The 15,611-nt window shown below is 72.3% G+C and carries 16 protein-coding genes; 8 read left to right on the top strand and 8 right to left on the bottom strand.

All coding sequences use genetic code 11. The features are described 5' to 3' along the window. Window positions 1–168 precede the first annotated feature (168 nt). From ACZ4O3_RS22610 to ACZ4O3_RS22600, 3 genes are all read left to right on the top strand, one after another. The gene (locus ACZ4O3_RS22610; protein ID WP_467723863.1) at window positions 169–915 is read left to right on the top strand and encodes a TetR family transcriptional regulator; all 747 of its coding nucleotides are present in this window, start codon (window positions 169–171) and stop codon (window positions 913–915) included. A gap of 190 nt (window positions 916–1,105) precedes the next feature. Next, complete coding sequence (locus tag ACZ4O3_RS22605; protein WP_362732632.1) at window positions 1,106–1,540, top strand: Zn-ribbon domain-containing OB-fold protein; 435 nt, start codon at window positions 1,106–1,108, stop codon at window positions 1,538–1,540. Window positions 1,541–1,591: 51 nt separating this feature from the next. Next, on the top strand, window positions 1,592–2,047 hold the full coding sequence (locus ACZ4O3_RS22600) for a nuclear transport factor 2 family protein (RefSeq protein WP_362732629.1): 456 nt from the start codon (window positions 1,592–1,594) through the stop codon (window positions 2,045–2,047). A 57-nt stretch (window positions 2,048–2,104) separates the two neighbouring features. Here the strand turns inward: ACZ4O3_RS22600 and ACZ4O3_RS22595 are convergent, their stop codons facing one another. Continuing rightward, on the bottom strand, window positions 2,105–2,500 hold the full coding sequence (locus ACZ4O3_RS22595; protein WP_384989073.1) for a PPOX class F420-dependent oxidoreductase: 396 nt from the start codon (window positions 2,498–2,500) through the stop codon (window positions 2,105–2,107). A gap of 36 nt (window positions 2,501–2,536) precedes the next feature. Next, window positions 2,537–3,709 carry a MalY/PatB family protein gene (locus ACZ4O3_RS22590; protein ID WP_467723861.1) on the bottom strand — a complete coding sequence of 391 codons (1,173 nt, stop codon included), beginning with the start codon at window positions 3,707–3,709 and terminating at the stop codon, window positions 2,537–2,539. Window positions 3,710–3,900: 191 nt separating this feature from the next. Between ACZ4O3_RS22590 and ACZ4O3_RS22585 the strand changes: the two genes are divergently transcribed. Beyond that, window positions 3,901–5,277 (top strand): S1 family peptidase, encoded by a 1,377-nt coding sequence (locus ACZ4O3_RS22585; protein WP_384989072.1) that lies wholly within the window; start codon window positions 3,901–3,903, stop codon window positions 5,275–5,277. A 79-nt stretch (window positions 5,278–5,356) separates the two neighbouring features. On the opposite strand, the gene ACZ4O3_RS22580 is transcribed toward ACZ4O3_RS22585, so the two are convergent. Both ACZ4O3_RS22580 and ACZ4O3_RS22575 read right to left on the bottom strand, forming a co-directional pair. Further along, window positions 5,357–5,545 (bottom strand): hypothetical protein, encoded by a 189-nt coding sequence (locus ACZ4O3_RS22580; protein ID WP_352219089.1) that lies wholly within the window; start codon window positions 5,543–5,545, stop codon window positions 5,357–5,359. Window positions 5,546–5,686: 141 nt separating this feature from the next. After that, the gene (locus tag ACZ4O3_RS22575) at window positions 5,687–6,835 is read right to left on the bottom strand and encodes an ROK family transcriptional regulator (RefSeq protein WP_362727344.1); all 1,149 of its coding nucleotides are present in this window, start codon (window positions 6,833–6,835) and stop codon (window positions 5,687–5,689) included. A gap of 141 nt (window positions 6,836–6,976) precedes the next feature. Here ACZ4O3_RS22575 and ACZ4O3_RS22570 point away from each other — a divergent pair, with 141 nt between their 5' ends. Beyond that, entirely contained in the window at window positions 6,977–8,179 is a 1,203-nt protein-coding gene (locus ACZ4O3_RS22570; protein ID WP_362727342.1) for a Gfo/Idh/MocA family protein, read from the top strand. A 28-nt stretch (window positions 8,180–8,207) separates the two neighbouring features. Here the strand turns inward: ACZ4O3_RS22570 and ACZ4O3_RS22565 are convergent, their stop codons facing one another. Further along, entirely contained in the window at window positions 8,208–8,903 is a 696-nt protein-coding gene (locus ACZ4O3_RS22565; RefSeq protein WP_362727340.1) for a L,D-transpeptidase family protein, read from the bottom strand. Window positions 8,904–9,044: 141 nt separating this feature from the next. Here ACZ4O3_RS22565 and ACZ4O3_RS22560 point away from each other — a divergent pair, with 141 nt between their 5' ends. Next, window positions 9,045–10,439 carry a pyridoxal phosphate-dependent decarboxylase family protein gene (locus tag ACZ4O3_RS22560; RefSeq protein WP_467723858.1) on the top strand — a complete coding sequence of 465 codons (1,395 nt, stop codon included), beginning with the start codon at window positions 9,045–9,047 and terminating at the stop codon, window positions 10,437–10,439. Here the strand turns inward: ACZ4O3_RS22560 and ACZ4O3_RS22555 are convergent. Then, the gene (locus tag ACZ4O3_RS22555) at window positions 10,425–11,243 is read right to left on the bottom strand and encodes an SDR family NAD(P)-dependent oxidoreductase (protein ID WP_467723856.1); all 819 of its coding nucleotides are present in this window, start codon (window positions 11,241–11,243) and stop codon (window positions 10,425–10,427) included. The two genes, ACZ4O3_RS22560 and ACZ4O3_RS22555, sit on opposite strands and share 15 nt — an antisense overlap. Before the next feature lie 49 nt (window positions 11,244–11,292). Between ACZ4O3_RS22555 and ACZ4O3_RS22550 the strand changes: the two genes are divergently transcribed. Beyond that, entirely contained in the window at window positions 11,293–11,820 is a 528-nt protein-coding gene (locus tag ACZ4O3_RS22550; protein WP_467723854.1) for a hypothetical protein, read from the top strand. 23 nt (window positions 11,821–11,843) lie between these two features. Here the strand turns inward: ACZ4O3_RS22550 and ACZ4O3_RS22545 are convergent, their stop codons facing one another. After that, window positions 11,844–12,473: an MBL fold metallo-hydrolase gene (locus tag ACZ4O3_RS22545; protein WP_362726693.1), complete on the bottom strand. Its 630-nt coding sequence runs from the start codon at window positions 12,471–12,473 to the stop codon at window positions 11,844–11,846. Then, a complete protein-coding gene (locus ACZ4O3_RS22540; RefSeq protein WP_362726695.1) occupies window positions 12,473–13,561 on the bottom strand; it encodes an S-(hydroxymethyl)mycothiol dehydrogenase in 1,089 nt (362 codons plus the stop codon). The genes ACZ4O3_RS22545 and ACZ4O3_RS22540 overlap by 1 nt, the downstream gene beginning before the upstream one ends. Window positions 13,562–13,759: 198 nt before the next feature. On the opposite strand from ACZ4O3_RS22540, the gene ACZ4O3_RS22535 reads away from it, so the two are divergent. Continuing rightward, a complete protein-coding gene (locus ACZ4O3_RS22535) occupies window positions 13,760–15,538 on the top strand; it encodes an ABC transporter ATP-binding protein (protein WP_467723851.1) in 1,779 nt (592 codons plus the stop codon). The last annotated feature ends 73 nt before the right edge of the window (window positions 15,539–15,611 follow it).

The following is a 15,611-nucleotide window of genomic DNA, read 5'->3' as shown; positions in this document are numbered from 1 at the left end:
CCTTCCACGTCCCGTGCGCGCGGGACGTCGGCGATCCCCGGGAACACATACGGCGGGACCGCCCCACCGGTTCATCCGCTGCGGACCCGCGAAGGCGGAGGGCACTCAGTTCCCCGCCGCGTGTGCACTGAGTGCCATGAGCTGCGGTGAAGTGCTACGTTCGCGTCCATGAGCTCCAGCAACACGGCGCCGCACGTGAAGCCGCCCATGCGGGACGCCCTGGTGGCGGCGGCCTTCCGGCTCTTCCTGGAGCGCGGCTACGAGCAGACGACCGTCGACGACATCGTCGCCCTGGCCGGGGTCGGACGGCGCTCGTTCTTCCGGTACTTCCCCTCCAAGGAGGACGTGGTCTTCCCCGACCACGAGGGCTGCCTGGCCGACATGACCGGCTTCCTGGCGGCGAGCACCCCGGAGTGCGAACCGGTGCGGCGGGTGTGCGACGCGGCGCGGCTGGTGCTGCGGATGTACGCGGAGAACCCGACCTTCTCGGTCCAGCGTTACCGGCTGACCAGGCGGGTCCCGGGGCTGCGCGCGTACGAACTGTCGGTGGTGTGGCGCTACGAGCGCGCGCTGGCCGAATACCTGCGGGGCCGGTACGCCGGCCGCCCGGACGGGACGCTGCGCGCGGACGTGGTCGCGGCGGCCGTGGTCGCCGCGCACAACAACGCGCTGCGCTCCTGGCTGCGTTCGGACGGCGAGGGCGACGCGGCGGCGACAGTCGACCACGCCCTCGGGTACGTCCAGACCGCGTTCGGCACCGAGGCCGCCCCCGGGGCCGCCGCCGGCGGAAGCCCGGCCGCGCTGTTCGGCGGGCCCACCGGACATCCGGACGACGTGGTCGTCCTGGTCTCCCGGCGGGACGCCCCGCTGTGGCGGGTGGTGCAGGAGATCGAAGCCGCGTTCGGCCGTGCCTGACGGCCCCGGCTTCCGGCGGCCGTCCCCGGAATCCCCGTAATTTTGGGGTACGCAGTGCCTTTACGGTTGGCACTGAGTGCCATACGCTGACGGCGTGCACGGTGGCACGACGAACCGGGCACATGCGTGCGCGGCCGGGTCCGGGCATGCGCGATTCGTGATTCCGGGCGAGCGCAGGGAGTTGACCAGCGTGTACCACCACTCAGCGAGCGCCGCGCAGTCGGCGGTCGGATTCGCGACGAGCGTTCTCGCCCCCGCGCCCGCGGAACACCGCACCGCGGAGCACCACAAGGACGCCATCGTCTTCCAGCGCTGCACCTGGTGCGGCACCGCCATGTACCACCGCCTGCTGTGTCCGGTCTGCCAGGGCAGCGAACTGCGCACGGAGCGCAGCGAGGGCGCCGGTACGGTCCGCCACTCCACGGTGGTGCACCGCAACACGCCCGCCGCGCGCAACGTCTCCCTGATCGAGATGGCCGAGGGGTTCGTCGTGCGGGGCCGCGTGATGGGGCCGCCGATCGGCATCCACAGCGGTGACCGGGTCAAGCTCTCCACGGCCAAGGACCCGGTGCGGGGCGAGCCCGTCTTCCAACTGCTCGACGAGCCGTACCGGGCCTGGAGCTGACGCCGCGGAATCCGGTTCGCGGCAGCGGGCGGCCTGGGCCAGAATGCGTCCATGAGCGAGGAATCGGCCCAGGTGGAGGCGGCGATCGCGGGCGAGCTGCGACTCATGGACCCCGAGGTGCGGGCCTCGCGGGAGCTCGCGGGTGAACTGCTCGATGCGGAGTTCGTGGAGGTCGGCGCGTCCGGCCGCCGGTACACGTACGAGCAGGCACTCGGCGGACTCCCGGACAGGGCCGGCGCGTCGCCGGACGGCCCGCGCTACGAGCCCGGTGACATCACCGGGGTCGTGCTCGCCCCCGGGCTGGTACAGCTGACCTTCGAGGCCCGCCTCGGCGAACGCCGCTCCTGGCACAGCTCCCTGTGGCGCAAGCGCGACGAGGCCGCCGGCTGGCGGATGTACCACCACCAGGCCACGGTCGTACCTCCCGGCGTCGGGCAGCGCGGCGACGACGGGACGCCGCTGCCTGACGGTCCGCTGCCGAAGAGCACCGTGCTGGACGCCTCGTAGCGCTCCTCGCCGCGCCGGACGCGTCCCACGCCTCCGGCGCCCTGGGGGGTCGGACCCTCAGGGCGTCAGGGTCACCCGGATGCCGACGGTGCCCTCGCGGCCCCGCCGCAGCCTGCTGCCGAGCAGGGTGAGGCGGCCCGTGATGCCGTACTTGCGGGCGATGAGGCCGCGGTAGCGGGCGGTGGTGGCCTCGTCGGTGATCTCGGCGGAGGCCGGGACCGGGTCGCCGGTCGGCCGTCCGCGCAGGTCGCAGGGGCCGACCCGGACATCGGCGCGGCGGCGGATCCGCTTGACCTTGAAGGAGTCGGCGGTGGTCCAGACGCCGAGCGTCTCGCCGTCCCGGACCACCCAGACCGGGGTGGGGACAGGGGTGCCGTCCTTGCGGAAGCTCGTGACGAGCAGGTACTTGCCGGCGCCGAGCCGGTCGAGGTCGGTCCCGGAGGTGTCGTCCATGCCGGAAGTGTAGGGGGCGCTCCGTGGCGCTGTGCCTCAGACCAGGGCGGCCGCCATCCGCCGTACCGCTTCCGTGATCACCTCGGGCGAGGTGGCGAGGTTGAGCCGTACGTGCCCGGCGCCGCCGGTACCGAAGGGGAGTCCGGAGTTGACGGCCACCCGGCCGCGGGCCAGGAAGACCCCGGCCGGGTCGTCGCCGAGTCCGAGGGCTCGGCAGTCGAGCCAGGCGAGGTAGGTGGCCTCCGCGGGCCGGTAGCGGACCGCGGGCAGATGCCGGTCGAGGAGGCCGGCGAGCAGACGCCGGTTCTCGTCCAGCCCGTCGAGCAGGGCGTCCAGCCAGGCGGTGCCGTCGGTGAGGGCGGCCGTGTGCGCGATGACGCCGACATGGCTGGGGCCGTGGCTCACCTCCTCCGGCAACCGGGCGAGGTCGGCGGCGGCCCCGGGTCCGGCGACCGCGACCGCGGCCTTCAGGCCCGCCAGGTTCCAGGCCTTGGAGGCCGACATGAGGGACAGCCCACGCTCGGCGCCCGGCAGGCTCAGATACGGCACGAAGTCCACGCCGGGCGCGGTGAGCGGGGCGTGGATCTCGTCGGCGACGACCCGGACGCCGTACCGGTCGGCCAGTTCCGTCAGGGCGGTGAGTTCCCCGGCCGTGTGGACGGTGCCCGTCGGATTGTGCGGGCTGCACAGCAGGTGGGCGGCCGGTCTGCCGCCGAGCCCGCGGAACACGTCGGCGAGGACGTGGAGGTCGATCCGCCCGCCGGGGCCGAGCGGAGCCTCCACCACCCGCCGGTCCATGTGCTCGATGAACTGGTAGAACGGCGGATACACCGGTGAGTTGACGACCACCGGGTCGCCGGGTCCGGTGACCAGTTTCAGCATCTCGACCACGCCGAGCATCACGTCGGGCACGAGCGCGGTGCGGGCCACGTCCAGCCCGTGCCAGTCCCAGCGTTTCGCGGCGAACGCGGCGAGGGCCTCGGCGTAGCCGGTGCCCGCCGGGTAGCCGGTGTCCCCGAGCGCCATCGCGTCCGTGACCGCGCGGACGACCGGGACGGGGAGCGGCACGTCCATCTCCGCCACCCACACCGGGAGTACGTCCTGCGGATAGGTGCGCCATTTCATGCTGGTACGGCGTCGCAGCCGGTCGAGGGTGAGCGCGCGCAACGGGTTCGGTTCGTCCGGGTTCTCCTGCTCGATGCTGGTCATGGGCTCAAGATAGGCGGCCCGGAGGTGCCCGGGAACACGCCCGGAAGGCCATGTCGTACCCCCATGGGATCGCAAAGATCACCGTCGTGGTGAACACCGTCGCGCCCGGCCCCGTATGGAGAGCAGGGCGCTCGACGACCGGAGGGCCCCGCGGTGTCGACACCGCGCGTTCGGGGTTTCGGGAGCCATGGATGAGGCACGCACGACGACGGGTCGTCAGGCGGGGGACGCAGCTGGCGGCGGTCGGCGGACTCCTTCTGGGAGGCGCGATGGTCACCACGGCCATGGCGAGCGAGACTCCCGGTACGGCCGCCGTCCCGTTCAGCTCCGCGGCACGGGCCGGTGACACCGGCGCCGCGCTGGTGGCCCAGCTCGGTACGGCCCGTACGGCGGGCAGTTGGATCGGCGCCGACGGCAAGCCGGTGGTCGCGGTGACCGACGCGCAGGCCGCGGCGGCGGTGAAACGGGCGGGTGCCGAGCCCAGAATGGTCTCGCACAGCATGAACGAGCTGAAGGCGGCCACCGCCGCGCTGCGCGCGGCACCGCGGGTGGCCGGCACCGCGTGGGCGGTGGACTACCGGACCAACCGGGTGATGGTGGAGGCCGACACCACGGTGTCCGCGTCCGACTGGTCGGACCTGAGCCGGGTCGCCGCGGGCATCGGCGGTTTCGTGCAGATGCAGCGCTCCCAGGGCACGTTCTCGCCCCGGCTCAACGGCGCGCAGCCGATCCTGTCGACGGGCGGCCGCTGTTCGGCGGGGTTCAACGTCACCAACGGACAGACCGACTTCATCCTCACCGCCGGTCACTGCGGTCCCGCCAACACCGTCTGGTTCGACGAGGGCCAGGGCAACGACCAGCAGCTGGGCACCACGATCAACACGCAGTTCCCGGGCAACGACTTCTCGCTGATCCAGTACGCGTCCGGGAAGGCCGGTGACAACGCGGACGTGGTCGCCATCGGCAACGGCCAGGGCGTGCGGATCACGGGGGCGGCCGATCCGACGGTCGGGCAGAAGGTGTTCCGCAGCGGCTCCACGAGTGGGCTGCACGACGGTACGGTGACCGCGCTCAACGCGACCGTCAACTACCCCGAGGGCACGGTCACCGGACTCATCCAGACGAACGTGTGCGCCGAACCGGGGGACAGCGGCGGCCCGTTGTTCTCCGAGGGCATCGCCCTGGGCGTGACCTCGGGCGGCAGCGGCGACTGCACCGCGGGCGGGGTGACGTTCTTCCAGCCGGTGACGCGGGCGCTGGCGGCGCTGAACGTTCAGTTGGCGGGGTCGACGCAGAACGCGGCCGCGGGGCAGGGCGCCTCGCCCGCGCCGTCGGGGGCGGCCACCCACAGTGCGATCGCGCCGAGCGCGGCCTCGCCGGGTTCGGCGGCGCCGGTCGGCGGCTCAAACGACACCAGCCTGGTCGCCAAGCTCACCGACACCCGTAACGTCGGTCCGGGTCTGCTGGTGATCGGGGGCAGTCTGGTCGCTCTGGTCGCGACCCGTTACTTCCGGGCGGAGCAGGACCGCAAGGCGTACCAGCGCTACTACTCGGCGACTTGGGGCTGACGGCGGGGCCGGGGGCCGCGGCGGGTCCCACGGGGCTACGAGAAGGGCGCCCGTCCGGACGGGCGCCCGGGACGGACGGTCAGGCCGCCTGGTCCGGCTGGTGCGGGGACGCGGCCGCCCATTCGAGGACGAGCCGCCGGTACTCCTCGCGCTGCTCGGTGCTCAGTGTCCCGCCCGACCGGAGCCACAGGGCCCGGATCTCCTCGTTGACCTCGTCGGCCGATCGCTCGGTGACGGCTTCAACAGTGGTGGACATGGTGTGAAGCATATGCCGGTCGACGTGAAGGCGCCGTGAGTAAGTACGACCGATACGGACATATCGGACCGTGTTCATCATCACGTCAATGAGCCGAGGGGAGAACGGAGTTGTCTTCCGGGCGCCGCCGGACGTCCGGACGGGAACGCCGGTTCAGCCGCCGTTCCCGCCGAGCACCAGCACCTGGATCGCCAGCACGGCCGCGCCACGGGCCCAGTCGTGGAAGTCGGAGACCTTGGTCTCCAGGTGGACCGGCGTGGCGAGCGGATGCCGGTGGCCGCCGAGGGTGTCCCGCACGGCGTCCCCGGCCACCTCCATCAGGCCGACCCCTTCCCCGGCGAGCAGGATCTTCTGCGGCACGACGAAGTTGGCGATGTGCGCGAGCAGGGTGCCGAGCGCCCGGCCGGCCTCGCCGATCACCCGCGCGGCCATCGGCTCGCCCGCCGCGGCGCGCGCCAGGATCTCCTCGTAGGACGCGTCCAGGCCGGTGGCGGCCCGGATCTGGTAGCGGATGCTGGGGATGGTGAGCAGCGACACGGCGCTGCCGCGCTCGCCGTCCGGGGTCAGCGGGCCCAGCGGGTCGATGATCCAGTGCCGGCCGAAGCCCCGGTCCTCCTCGGCGTACGGGACCCGCCGGCCGCCGAGCACCAGCCCGTAGCCGATGCCGGCGCCGATGGTCAGGACGACGAAGCGGTCCAGTCCCCGCCCCGCGCCGAACCAGGTCTCGGCCTCGACCAGGGCGGCCACGTCGTTCTCCACCACGACCGGGAGCCCGGTGCGTCCGCCCACCAGCTCGGCCAGCGGGACGTCACGCCAGCGCAGGTACGGCGACTCGCCGACCACCGCGTGCTCGCGCACGAAGCCGCCGACGCCGATGCCGATGCCCGCGACGGCCGGGTGCCGGACGGCCAGCTCCGCTGCCATCTCGGCCAGCAGGTCGGCGACCCGCTCGGGGTCGTGGCTGACGAGAGGGCGGTCGAGGCGGGCGACGATCTCGCTGCGGAGGGTGGTGACGACGCCGTACACCGTCTCGTCGGTGACCTTGAAACCGAGGAAGCAGCGGGACTCGGCGACCACGTCCAGCGGCTGCGAGGGGCGGCCCTGGCGCGCCTCCGCAGGGGCGCCCGACCACGGGGTCTCGACGAGCAGCCCGGACTCGATGAGCGGCTTGGTCAGGCGGGTGAGACTGCCCTGCGAGAGGTTCAGCCGGCGGGCCAGCCCGGTGCGCGACAGCGGGCCGTTCACAAGCACCTCGATCGCCACGGAGCGCTCCGCGGGGCTCAGCGGCAGCCAGTCGGACACGGTATCCCTTTTCTTCCGTAACTGAAGTAACCAGGCCACCCTACTGTGCACCGGGTGCGCCGCAGAAGCGCCCTCCTGAGGTCCCTCCCGCTTCCTTCCACCCCTTGACGGCGAGATTCTTCCGACGCAAAAGTAACCACCATGACTTTCTCACTCGGCATCGTCGGCGCCGGCCAGTTCTCCGGCCAGTTCGCCACCCTGTTCCAGGCCCATCCCGGCGTCGGCGACGTGTACGTCACCGACCTGCTGCCCGAGCGGGCGGAGCAGCTCGCCGCCGCCCAGAGCCTGGCGGGGACCTTCCCGTCGTACGAGGCGATGCTGGAGTCGGCGGACGTCGACGCGGTCGCGATCTTCACCCAGCGCTGGACGCACGGCCCGCTGGTCCTGGCGGGCCTGAACGCGGGCAAGCACGTGTACTCGGCGGTCCCCATGGCGATCACCGCCGAGGAGATCGCGGCGATCATCGACGCGGTCAGGACGACCGGCCTGACGTACATGATGGGCGAGACCAGCCAGTACAACCCGGCCACCGTGCACGCCCGCAACCAGATCGCCGAGGGCGCCTTCGGGCGGCTGTTCTACGCCGAGGGCGACTACGTCCACGACATGGACCTGGGCTTCTACGACGCGTACCGCTACAGCGGCGGCGAGAACTGGAAGGCGACCGCCAGCTATCCCCCGCTGCTCTACCCGACGCACGCGGTGGGCGGGGTGCTCGGCGCCTGGCGGACGCACGCGGTGAGCGTGTCGGCGATCGGGGTGGTGGACGACCGCGGGGACGGTGTCTTCGACAAGGACGTCAGCCAGTTCGGCAACGACGTGTCCAACGCCACCGCGCTGTTCGAGGTCGCGGGCGGCGGCTCGTTCCGTACGAACGAGTTCCGCCGGGTCGGCTACCCGTCACACATCAGGGAATCGCGCTTCCGGTTCTTCGGGACCGAGGCCAGCATGGAGCAGCTGGCGACGGTGGCGCTGTGGCAGGACAAGAAGGGCGTGCAGGACATCAGCGAACTCCTGGAGCCCAAGCCCACCATGTCGCCCGACGACCCCTCGCTCCAGCACATCGCGCCGGAGCTGCGGGCGGCCTTCACCTCCGGTTCGGCACCGGTGCACGACCGGGCCCGGCTGCCGCGGGAGTTCGACACGCTGCACAACGGGCACGAGGGCAGCCACCACTTCCTGGTCGACGACTTCGTGACGGCCGTCAACACGCGCTCCCTGCCGACGGTCAACGCGTGGGTCGCCGCCCGCTACACCCTGCCGGGCATCATCGCGCACGAGTCCGCGCGGCAGGGCGGGGCCAGGCTGGAGATCCCGGACTTCGGGGACGCCCCGGAGAGCTGACCGGGGCGGCGGCCGGGGCCGGGTGCCGTCAGGTGCCCGGCTTGCGGCCGTACACGTAGACGTCGTCGCCGTTCTTCAGGAGCGACCAGTACTTCTTGGCGGTCGCGGTGGTCATGTTGACGCAGCCGTGCGAACCCGGCGGGTTCCACATGCTGAGACCCACCGAGTGGAAGGCCTGGCCGCCGTCGAAGAACTGGCTGTAGGGCATCGGCACGTTGTAGAGCGAGGAGACGTGGTCGATGTCACGCCAGTAGATCTTCTTCAGGCCGGTGCGGGTGACGTATCCCTTGCGGCCGGTACGGACCGGGACCGGGCCGTAGACCAGCTTGTTGCCGTCCTGGATCCAGCTGAGCTGGAGCGTGAGGTTCACGCAGGCGATGCGCCCCTTGTTGGTGGGGCACTTGCCGTCCTTGTTCGGCTTGTTGCCGACGGCCTTCTGCTTGTTCATCAGGTCCATCACGCCCCAGGTGACGGGGCCGGCGTAGCCGATGTCGGGCGTGATGCCGTGCTTGTCCTGGAAGGCCTTGATCGCCTTGCAGTCGGCGGCGGACTGCTTGCCGTCCACCGGCCGGCCGAGGAACTTCTCCACCTGCTTCTGGTACGGCCCCGCCTGGGTGGTGCAGCTCGCGGCCTGCGCCGGAGCGGAGGTGAGCGCCAGCGTGAGCGGCGCCACCAGTCCGGTGACGCCGAGTACGACGGCACCTCGTCTGCGTATGTCCCCCATGTGAAGTCTGTCTCCTTCCTGTGTCCTGCGATCTCGTGGTCCTAGACCGGCCGATCGAGGGCATTGGTTGTAGCACCGGCCAGGCTGTGACGAAACGGTTAACTTCGGCGTCGTCCGCGCGGGCGGCCTAGGCTGCCGTCCATGCACCGCATGCTTGCCGACGATCTCGCCCGGTTCCCCGGACTTCTGCGGTCGGCCCGTGACGTCGCCGTCCGCGCGCTGGCCGGGCTGGACGAGCGGCCGGTGGCCGCGCCCGGCCCGGTACCCGCGCGGGCGGCACTGCCCGAACAGGGGGAGGGCGGAGAGGGCGCGCTGGCCCGGTTCACCGAGCGGTGGGCGCCGGGTCTCTCCGCCTCGGCCGGCCCACGCTACCTCGGTTTCGTCACCGGCGGTGTGACGCCCGCCTCCCTGAGCGGCGACTGGCTGACCTCGGCGTACGACCAGAACGCGGCCGGGGCCCTCGGCTCCTGGGGTACCGCCCTGGAGCGCGAGACCGTGGCCTGGCTGGCCGAACTCTTCGGGCTCGGCGAGGCGCACGGCGGGGCGTTCGTGACCGGCGCCACGATGTCCAACACGGTCGGTCTGGCGGTCGCCCGGCAGTGGCTCGGCGAGCGGCTCGGGGTGGACGTCTCCCGGGCGGGTTCGGCCGCTCTCGGCCCGGTCGACGTGCTCTCCGGCAGCCCGCACTCCAGTGTCGGCAAGGCACTGTCGGTGCTCGGCATCGGGCGGGACCGGCTGCGGCCGGTCCCGCTGCTGCCCGGCAACCGGGAGGCGGTGGACGTGAGCGCGCTGGACGCGGCGCTGGCCGCGCTGGACGGGCGGCCGGCGATCGTCGTCGCCAACGCCGGCACGGTGAACACCGTCGACTTCGACGACCTGCGGGCGATCGCCGCGCTCAGGGAGCGGTACGACTTCTGGCTGCACGTCGACGCCGCGTTCGGCGCCTTCGCCGCCCTCTCCCCCGCCCACGCCCCGCTCGTCGCCGGTCTGGACGCGGCCGACTCGGTCTGCGTGGACCTGCACAAGTGGCTCAACGTCCCCTACGACGCGGCCGTGCAGTTCACCCGCCGCCGCGACCTCCAGGTGGCCGTCTTCCACAACGAGTCCCCCTATCTGGGGCCGCCCACCGGCGATCCGGACTTCCTGCACCTGACCCCGGAGACCTCCCGCCGGCTGCGGGCGCTGCCTGCCTGGTTCTCCCTGACGGCGTACGGCCGTGCCGGACACCGCGAGATCGTCGAGCGCAACGTCACCGAGGCCCGCCGCCTCGGGGAGGGCGTCGACGCCCTCCCGGCCCTGCGCCTGCTCGCCCCGGTCCGGCTCAACGTGGTCTGTTTCACCCTCGCCGAGGACCCCACGCAGGAGCGGGTGGACGCCCTGGCCCGGGCGCTGGCCTCGTCCGGGGAGACGTTCCTCACCCCGACGGTGTACGGCGGGGTGCCGGCACTGCGGGCGGCGTTCAGCAACTGGCGGACCACCGAGGACGACACCCGGCGGGTACTGGCCGCGGTCACGGCGGCGTCAGCCGCTCTGTGAGGCGTGCCGGATCTCCCGGTGCGGCCGCAGCGCCGCGTGGAAACCGCCGTGGACGGCGGTGAGACCGCCGTCGACGCGGAGCGTGGTGCCGGTGATCCAGGCGGCGTCACGGGAGGCGAGGAAGGCGACGGCGGCGGCGACGTCCGCCGGCTCGCCGACCCGGCCGAGAGGGTAGAGCGGCGTGAGGGCGTCGAGTTCGTCCTCCCGGTCCGCCCACGCCGAGGTGCGGACCGTACCCGGCTCCACCAGGTTCACCCGGACCCCGCGCGCGGCCGCGTGCCCGGCGAGGGTGCGGGTCAGCGAGCCGAGGCCGGCCTTGGCGGCGCTGTAGGCGTGATTGCCGAAGTCGGCCCCGGCGTTGACGGAGCCGATGCTGACGACGGCGCCGCGACCCGAGGCGGCCAGGTGCGGCAGGGCGGCCCGGCAGCAGCGGTACACGCCGGTGAGGGTGATGTCGAGGTCGAGATCCCAGCCGTCTTCCGGCTGGTCCTCGAAGAGCGGCACGTCCGGGGTGCAGTGCGCGGCGCAGTTCACCAGCACGTCGAGTCCGCCGAAGGCGGCGGCCGCACGCTCGACGGCGCCCCTCACGGAGTCCCGGTCGGCCACGTCGCAGCCGAACGCCTCGACCGCCAGACCCTGTTCGCGCAACGCGGCGGCCGTCAGCTCCGCCTCGGCCAGGTCCCGGTCGGCCGCCAGCACCCGTGCGCCCTCCTCGGCCAGCCGCCGGGCCACGGCCGCGCCGATGCCGCGGGCCGCGCCCGTGACGAGAACCCCGTGTCCCGCAAAGCGATTGAGTCCGGTCATGGCACGACCGTACGGGCCGAAGGATCAACAGGACAGATAGCGTGCGGGCATGTCCGCGTTCTTGCAGCAACTCCCGGCTCTGCTGGGCGTCGTGATCGGCGCCCTCGGTTCGTATCTCGCGGTGGTACGGGGTGATCGGGTGCGGTTCCGGCGCGAGCAGGAGGCGCGCTGGGACGAGCGCCGGCTGACCGTGTACGCGCAGTGGGCGCAGGCGTTGAAGAGGACCGTCTCCGTCGACTACCGGGTGGCCGCCCATCTGGGCAACGACCCCCATCCCCGCCCGCTCTCCCCGCAGGAGGCCGAACCCCTGCTTGCCGAAGCCCAGTCGGCCCGTGATCCGCACGGCGAGAAGCTCATCATGCTGGGCAGCCCGGCGGTGGTCGCCAAGGGACAGGAGTGGGTGCTCGCGGTGATGGCGATGGAACGGTTCCTGCGGGAGGAGCGGCGGGATCCCGAGGCGTGGCGGATCCTGCTGGAACGGCAGCGCGACGGCCGGGACGACTTCTACGCGGCCGTCCGCGAGGACCTGGCGCTGCCGCCCGGTCACCCGGGACGCCTGCCGCTGGCGGAGGCCTGACGGCCTCCGCCGCTTTCCTCGCGTCAGTGGCCGCGGGCGATCCACTCCGCCAGGTGGGGAGCCTCGGCGCCGATGGTGGTCGAATCGCCGTGTCCGGGCAGGACCTTCGTCTCCGGCGGGAGGGTGAGCAGTTTGTCCCGGATGGAGTCGATGATCGTCGGGAAGTGGGAGTAGGACCGCCCGGTCGCGCCCGGGCCGCCGTGGAAGAGGGTGTCACCGGTGAAGACGGTGGCGAGGCCCGGCTCGTACAGGCAGACGGCGCCGGGGGCGTGGCCGGGCGTGTGCAGCACGGTCAGATCGGCGCCGGCCGCCTCGATGACCAGCCCGTCGGAGAGGTGGTTGTCGGGGTCGCGGTCGGGGTGGGTGAGCTTCCACAGCGGCAGGTCGTCGGGGTGCAGCCAGATCTTGGCGCCGGTCAGGTCCGCGAGGGCGGGCGCGGCGGAGATGTGGTCGTTGTGCGCGTGGGTGCACACGATCGCCTTCAGGACCCGGTCCTCGACGGCTTCGGCGATGGCCTCGGCGTCGTGGGCCGCGTCGATGACGATCACCTCACGTTCGTCGCCGATGATCCAGACGTTGTTCTCGACGTCCCAGGAGCCGCCGTCGAGGGTGAACTGCCCGGCGGTGACGACGCGTTCGATCCGGGTGGTCATCAGAGCACCACCACCGAACGCAGCACGTCGCCCTGGTGCATCCGGTCGAACGCCTTCTCCACCTCGTCGAGCCGGATGGTCTCCGTGACGAAGGCGTCCAGCGGCAGCCGGCCCTGCAGGTGCAGGTCGATCAGCATGGGGAAGTCCCGGCTGGGCAGGCAGTCGCCGTACCAGCTGGACTTGAGCGCGCCGCCGCGGCCGAAGACGTCCAGGAGCGGCAGTTCGAGCTTCATCTCGGGGGTCGGTACGCCGACCAGGACGACCGTCCCGGCGAGGTCGCGGGCGTAGAAGGCCTGCCGGTAGGTCTCGGGGCGGCCGACCGCCTCGATGACGACGTCGGCGCCGAAGCCGCCGGTCAGCTCGCGGATCGCCTCGACGGGATCGTTGGTCCGCGAGTTGACCGTGTGCGTGGCGCCCAGGGTGCGCGCGGTCTCGAGCTTCCGGTCGTCGATGTCGACGGCGATGATCTTCGCGGCGCCCGCCAGCTTCGACCCGGCGATCGCGGCGTCACCGACCCCGCCGCAGCCGATCACGGCGACCGAGTCGCCGCGGCCGACGCTGCCCGTGTTGATCGCGGCACCGATGCCGGCCATCACCCCGCAGCCGAGCAGGCCGGCCACCGCCGGGGAGACGGCCGGGTCGACCTTGGTGCACTGTCCGGCGGCGACCAGCGTCTTCTCGGCGAAGGCTCCGATGCCGAGCGCCGGGGACAGTTCCTGCCCGGTCGAGGCGAGGGTCATCTTCTGCTTCGCGTTGTGGGTGTTGAAGCAGTACCAGGGACGGCCGCGCAGACAGGCCCTGCACTGGCCGCACACCGCACGCCAGTTGAGGATCACGAAGTCTCCGGGCGCCACGTCCGTGACACCCTCGCCGACCGACTCCACGACACCGGCGGCCTCGTGGCCGAGCAGGAACGGGAACTCGTCGTTGATCCCGCCCTGTTTGTAGTGCAGGTCGGTGTGACAGACCCCGCAGGCCTGTACCTGTACGACGGCTTCGCCCGGCCCGGGGTCCGGCACCACGATCGTCTCGACCCGCACCGGCTCGTCCTTGCCCGGTGCGATCACGCCGCGTACTTCCTGCGCCATGGACCTGACCCTTTCGTCGCTCTGCTGACGTGCCTGTATTCCGACCCTACGCGTGACCGCTCGGTAACGGCACGGAGCACGTCGATCATCACGGATCTTTCCCGCCGGTCAGCCGACCGGTGGGGCCCTGAGCCCCACGGTGGCCGATGTGCCCGACGTAGCCTGGGGGCGCCGCCCACCGCCCGGACGAGGAGCACCGTGACCACCGCAGACGCTGTTTCGCCGGGACGGACCGGAGACCGGACGGGTCCGTCCCCGTTCCGGCTGCTCCTCTCCTATGCACGGCCGCACCGCTGGGCCCTGTCGGCCGGTGCGGTGCTCTCGCTGCTGACGGGGGCGACCGGGCTGCTGCTGCCGCTGGTGGCGCGGGGACTGATCGAGGACCTGTCCCACGACCGCTCCGTCTCCGGGAGGTTGCTCGCGATGGCGGGCCTGGTCGTCACCAACACCGTGGTGGGCGCCCTGGGTTCGTACGTGCTGCGGCGCACCGCCGAGTCGGTGGTGCTGGGGGCACGGCGCACCCTGTCGTCGTACCTGCTGCGGCTGCGGATCACCGCCGTGGACCGCACCGAACCCGGGGATCTGATGGCGCGGATCACCTCGGACACCACCCTGCTGCGCGAGGTCACCACGGACTCACTCGTCGCGCTCGGCACCGGCGGGCTCACCCTGGTCGCCACGGTGGTGATGATGGGGGTGGTCGACCCGGTACTGCTGGGCGTCACGCTCGCGGTGATCGCCGGGGCGGGCACGGTCCTCGGCATGATCGTGCCGCGTATCAACCGGGCCGGCCGGCGGGCGCAGGACGCGGTCGGGGTGATGGGAGCCTCACTGGAGCGGGTACTGGGCGCGCTGCGCACCGTGAAGGCGTCGGGCGCCGAGCACCGCGAGGAACGGGTGCTGCACGAGGCCGCCGAGGAGTCCTGGCGGCAGAGCGTGCGGGCCGCCAAGTGGGCGGCCGTGGCGGGCAACACCGCGGGGCTCGCGATGCAACTGGCGTTCATCACGGTGCTGGCGGTGGGCGGGGCACGGGTGGCGACCGGTGCCATCGGCATCGGCACGCTGGTGGCGTTCCTGCTCTACGTCTTCTACCTGATGTCACCGATCCAGCAGGTCGTCGGCGCCGTCACGCAGTACCAGACCGGCGCCGGCGCGCTCGCCCGGATCCAGGAGGCGCTGCGACTGCCCGCCGAACCGCCGTCCGCGCCCGCCGAGTTGCCGGCCCCCGGCGCCGAGCCGGCCGCCGTCACCTTCACCGCCGTACGGTTCCGCTACGCCGACGACCTGCCGTACGTGCACCACGGCGTCAGCTTCGAGGTACCCGCCCGGGGCATGACGGCGTTCGTCGGTCCGTCCGGAGCGGGGAAGACCACCGTCTTCTCGCTGATCGAGCGCTTCTACGACCCGGAGTCCGGCACGATCACCCTCGACGGCCGTCCGCTCGCCGACTGGGAACTCCCCCTGCTGCGCTCGGCCATCGGATACGTCGAGCAGGACGCGCCCGTCCTGTCCGGATCGTTGCGGGACAATCTGCTCCTCGGCAATCCGCTGGCCGGCGAGGACACGGTGGCACGGGTCCTGAAGACGACCCGGCTGGACCACCTGGTGGCGCGGCTGCCGCAGGGCCTCGCGACACTGGTCGGGCACCGCGGGACCAAGCTGTCCGGCGGCGAGCGGCAACGGATCGCGATCGCCCGGGCGTTGCTGCGCCGGCCCCGGCTGCTGCTGCTGGACGAGGCGACCTCGCAGCTGGACGCGGTGAACGAGGCGGCCCTGCGGGACACCGTCGCCGACGTGGCACGGTCGACCACCGTGCTGGTGGTCGCGCACCGCCTGTCGACGGTGACGACGGCCGACCGGATCGTCGTGATGGACGCGGGCCGGGTCCGCGCGGTGGGCACGCACCGGGAGCTGGTGGCGGCGGACCCGCTGTACGCGGAACTGGCGGCGACGCAGTTCCTGTCCGCCGCGGACTGAGGCCGCGGTGGCCGGCCACCGGTCACCGCGTACGACGAAGGGCCGCCCCCGGTGCGGAACGGCCCTCGGGGTG

The sequence above is a fragment of the Streptomyces sp. NPDC026515 genome (genome assembly GCF_055567595.1).
Note: the sequence above shows the minus strand (reverse complement) of the source record. Positions and strands in the feature narration are given on the sequence as shown.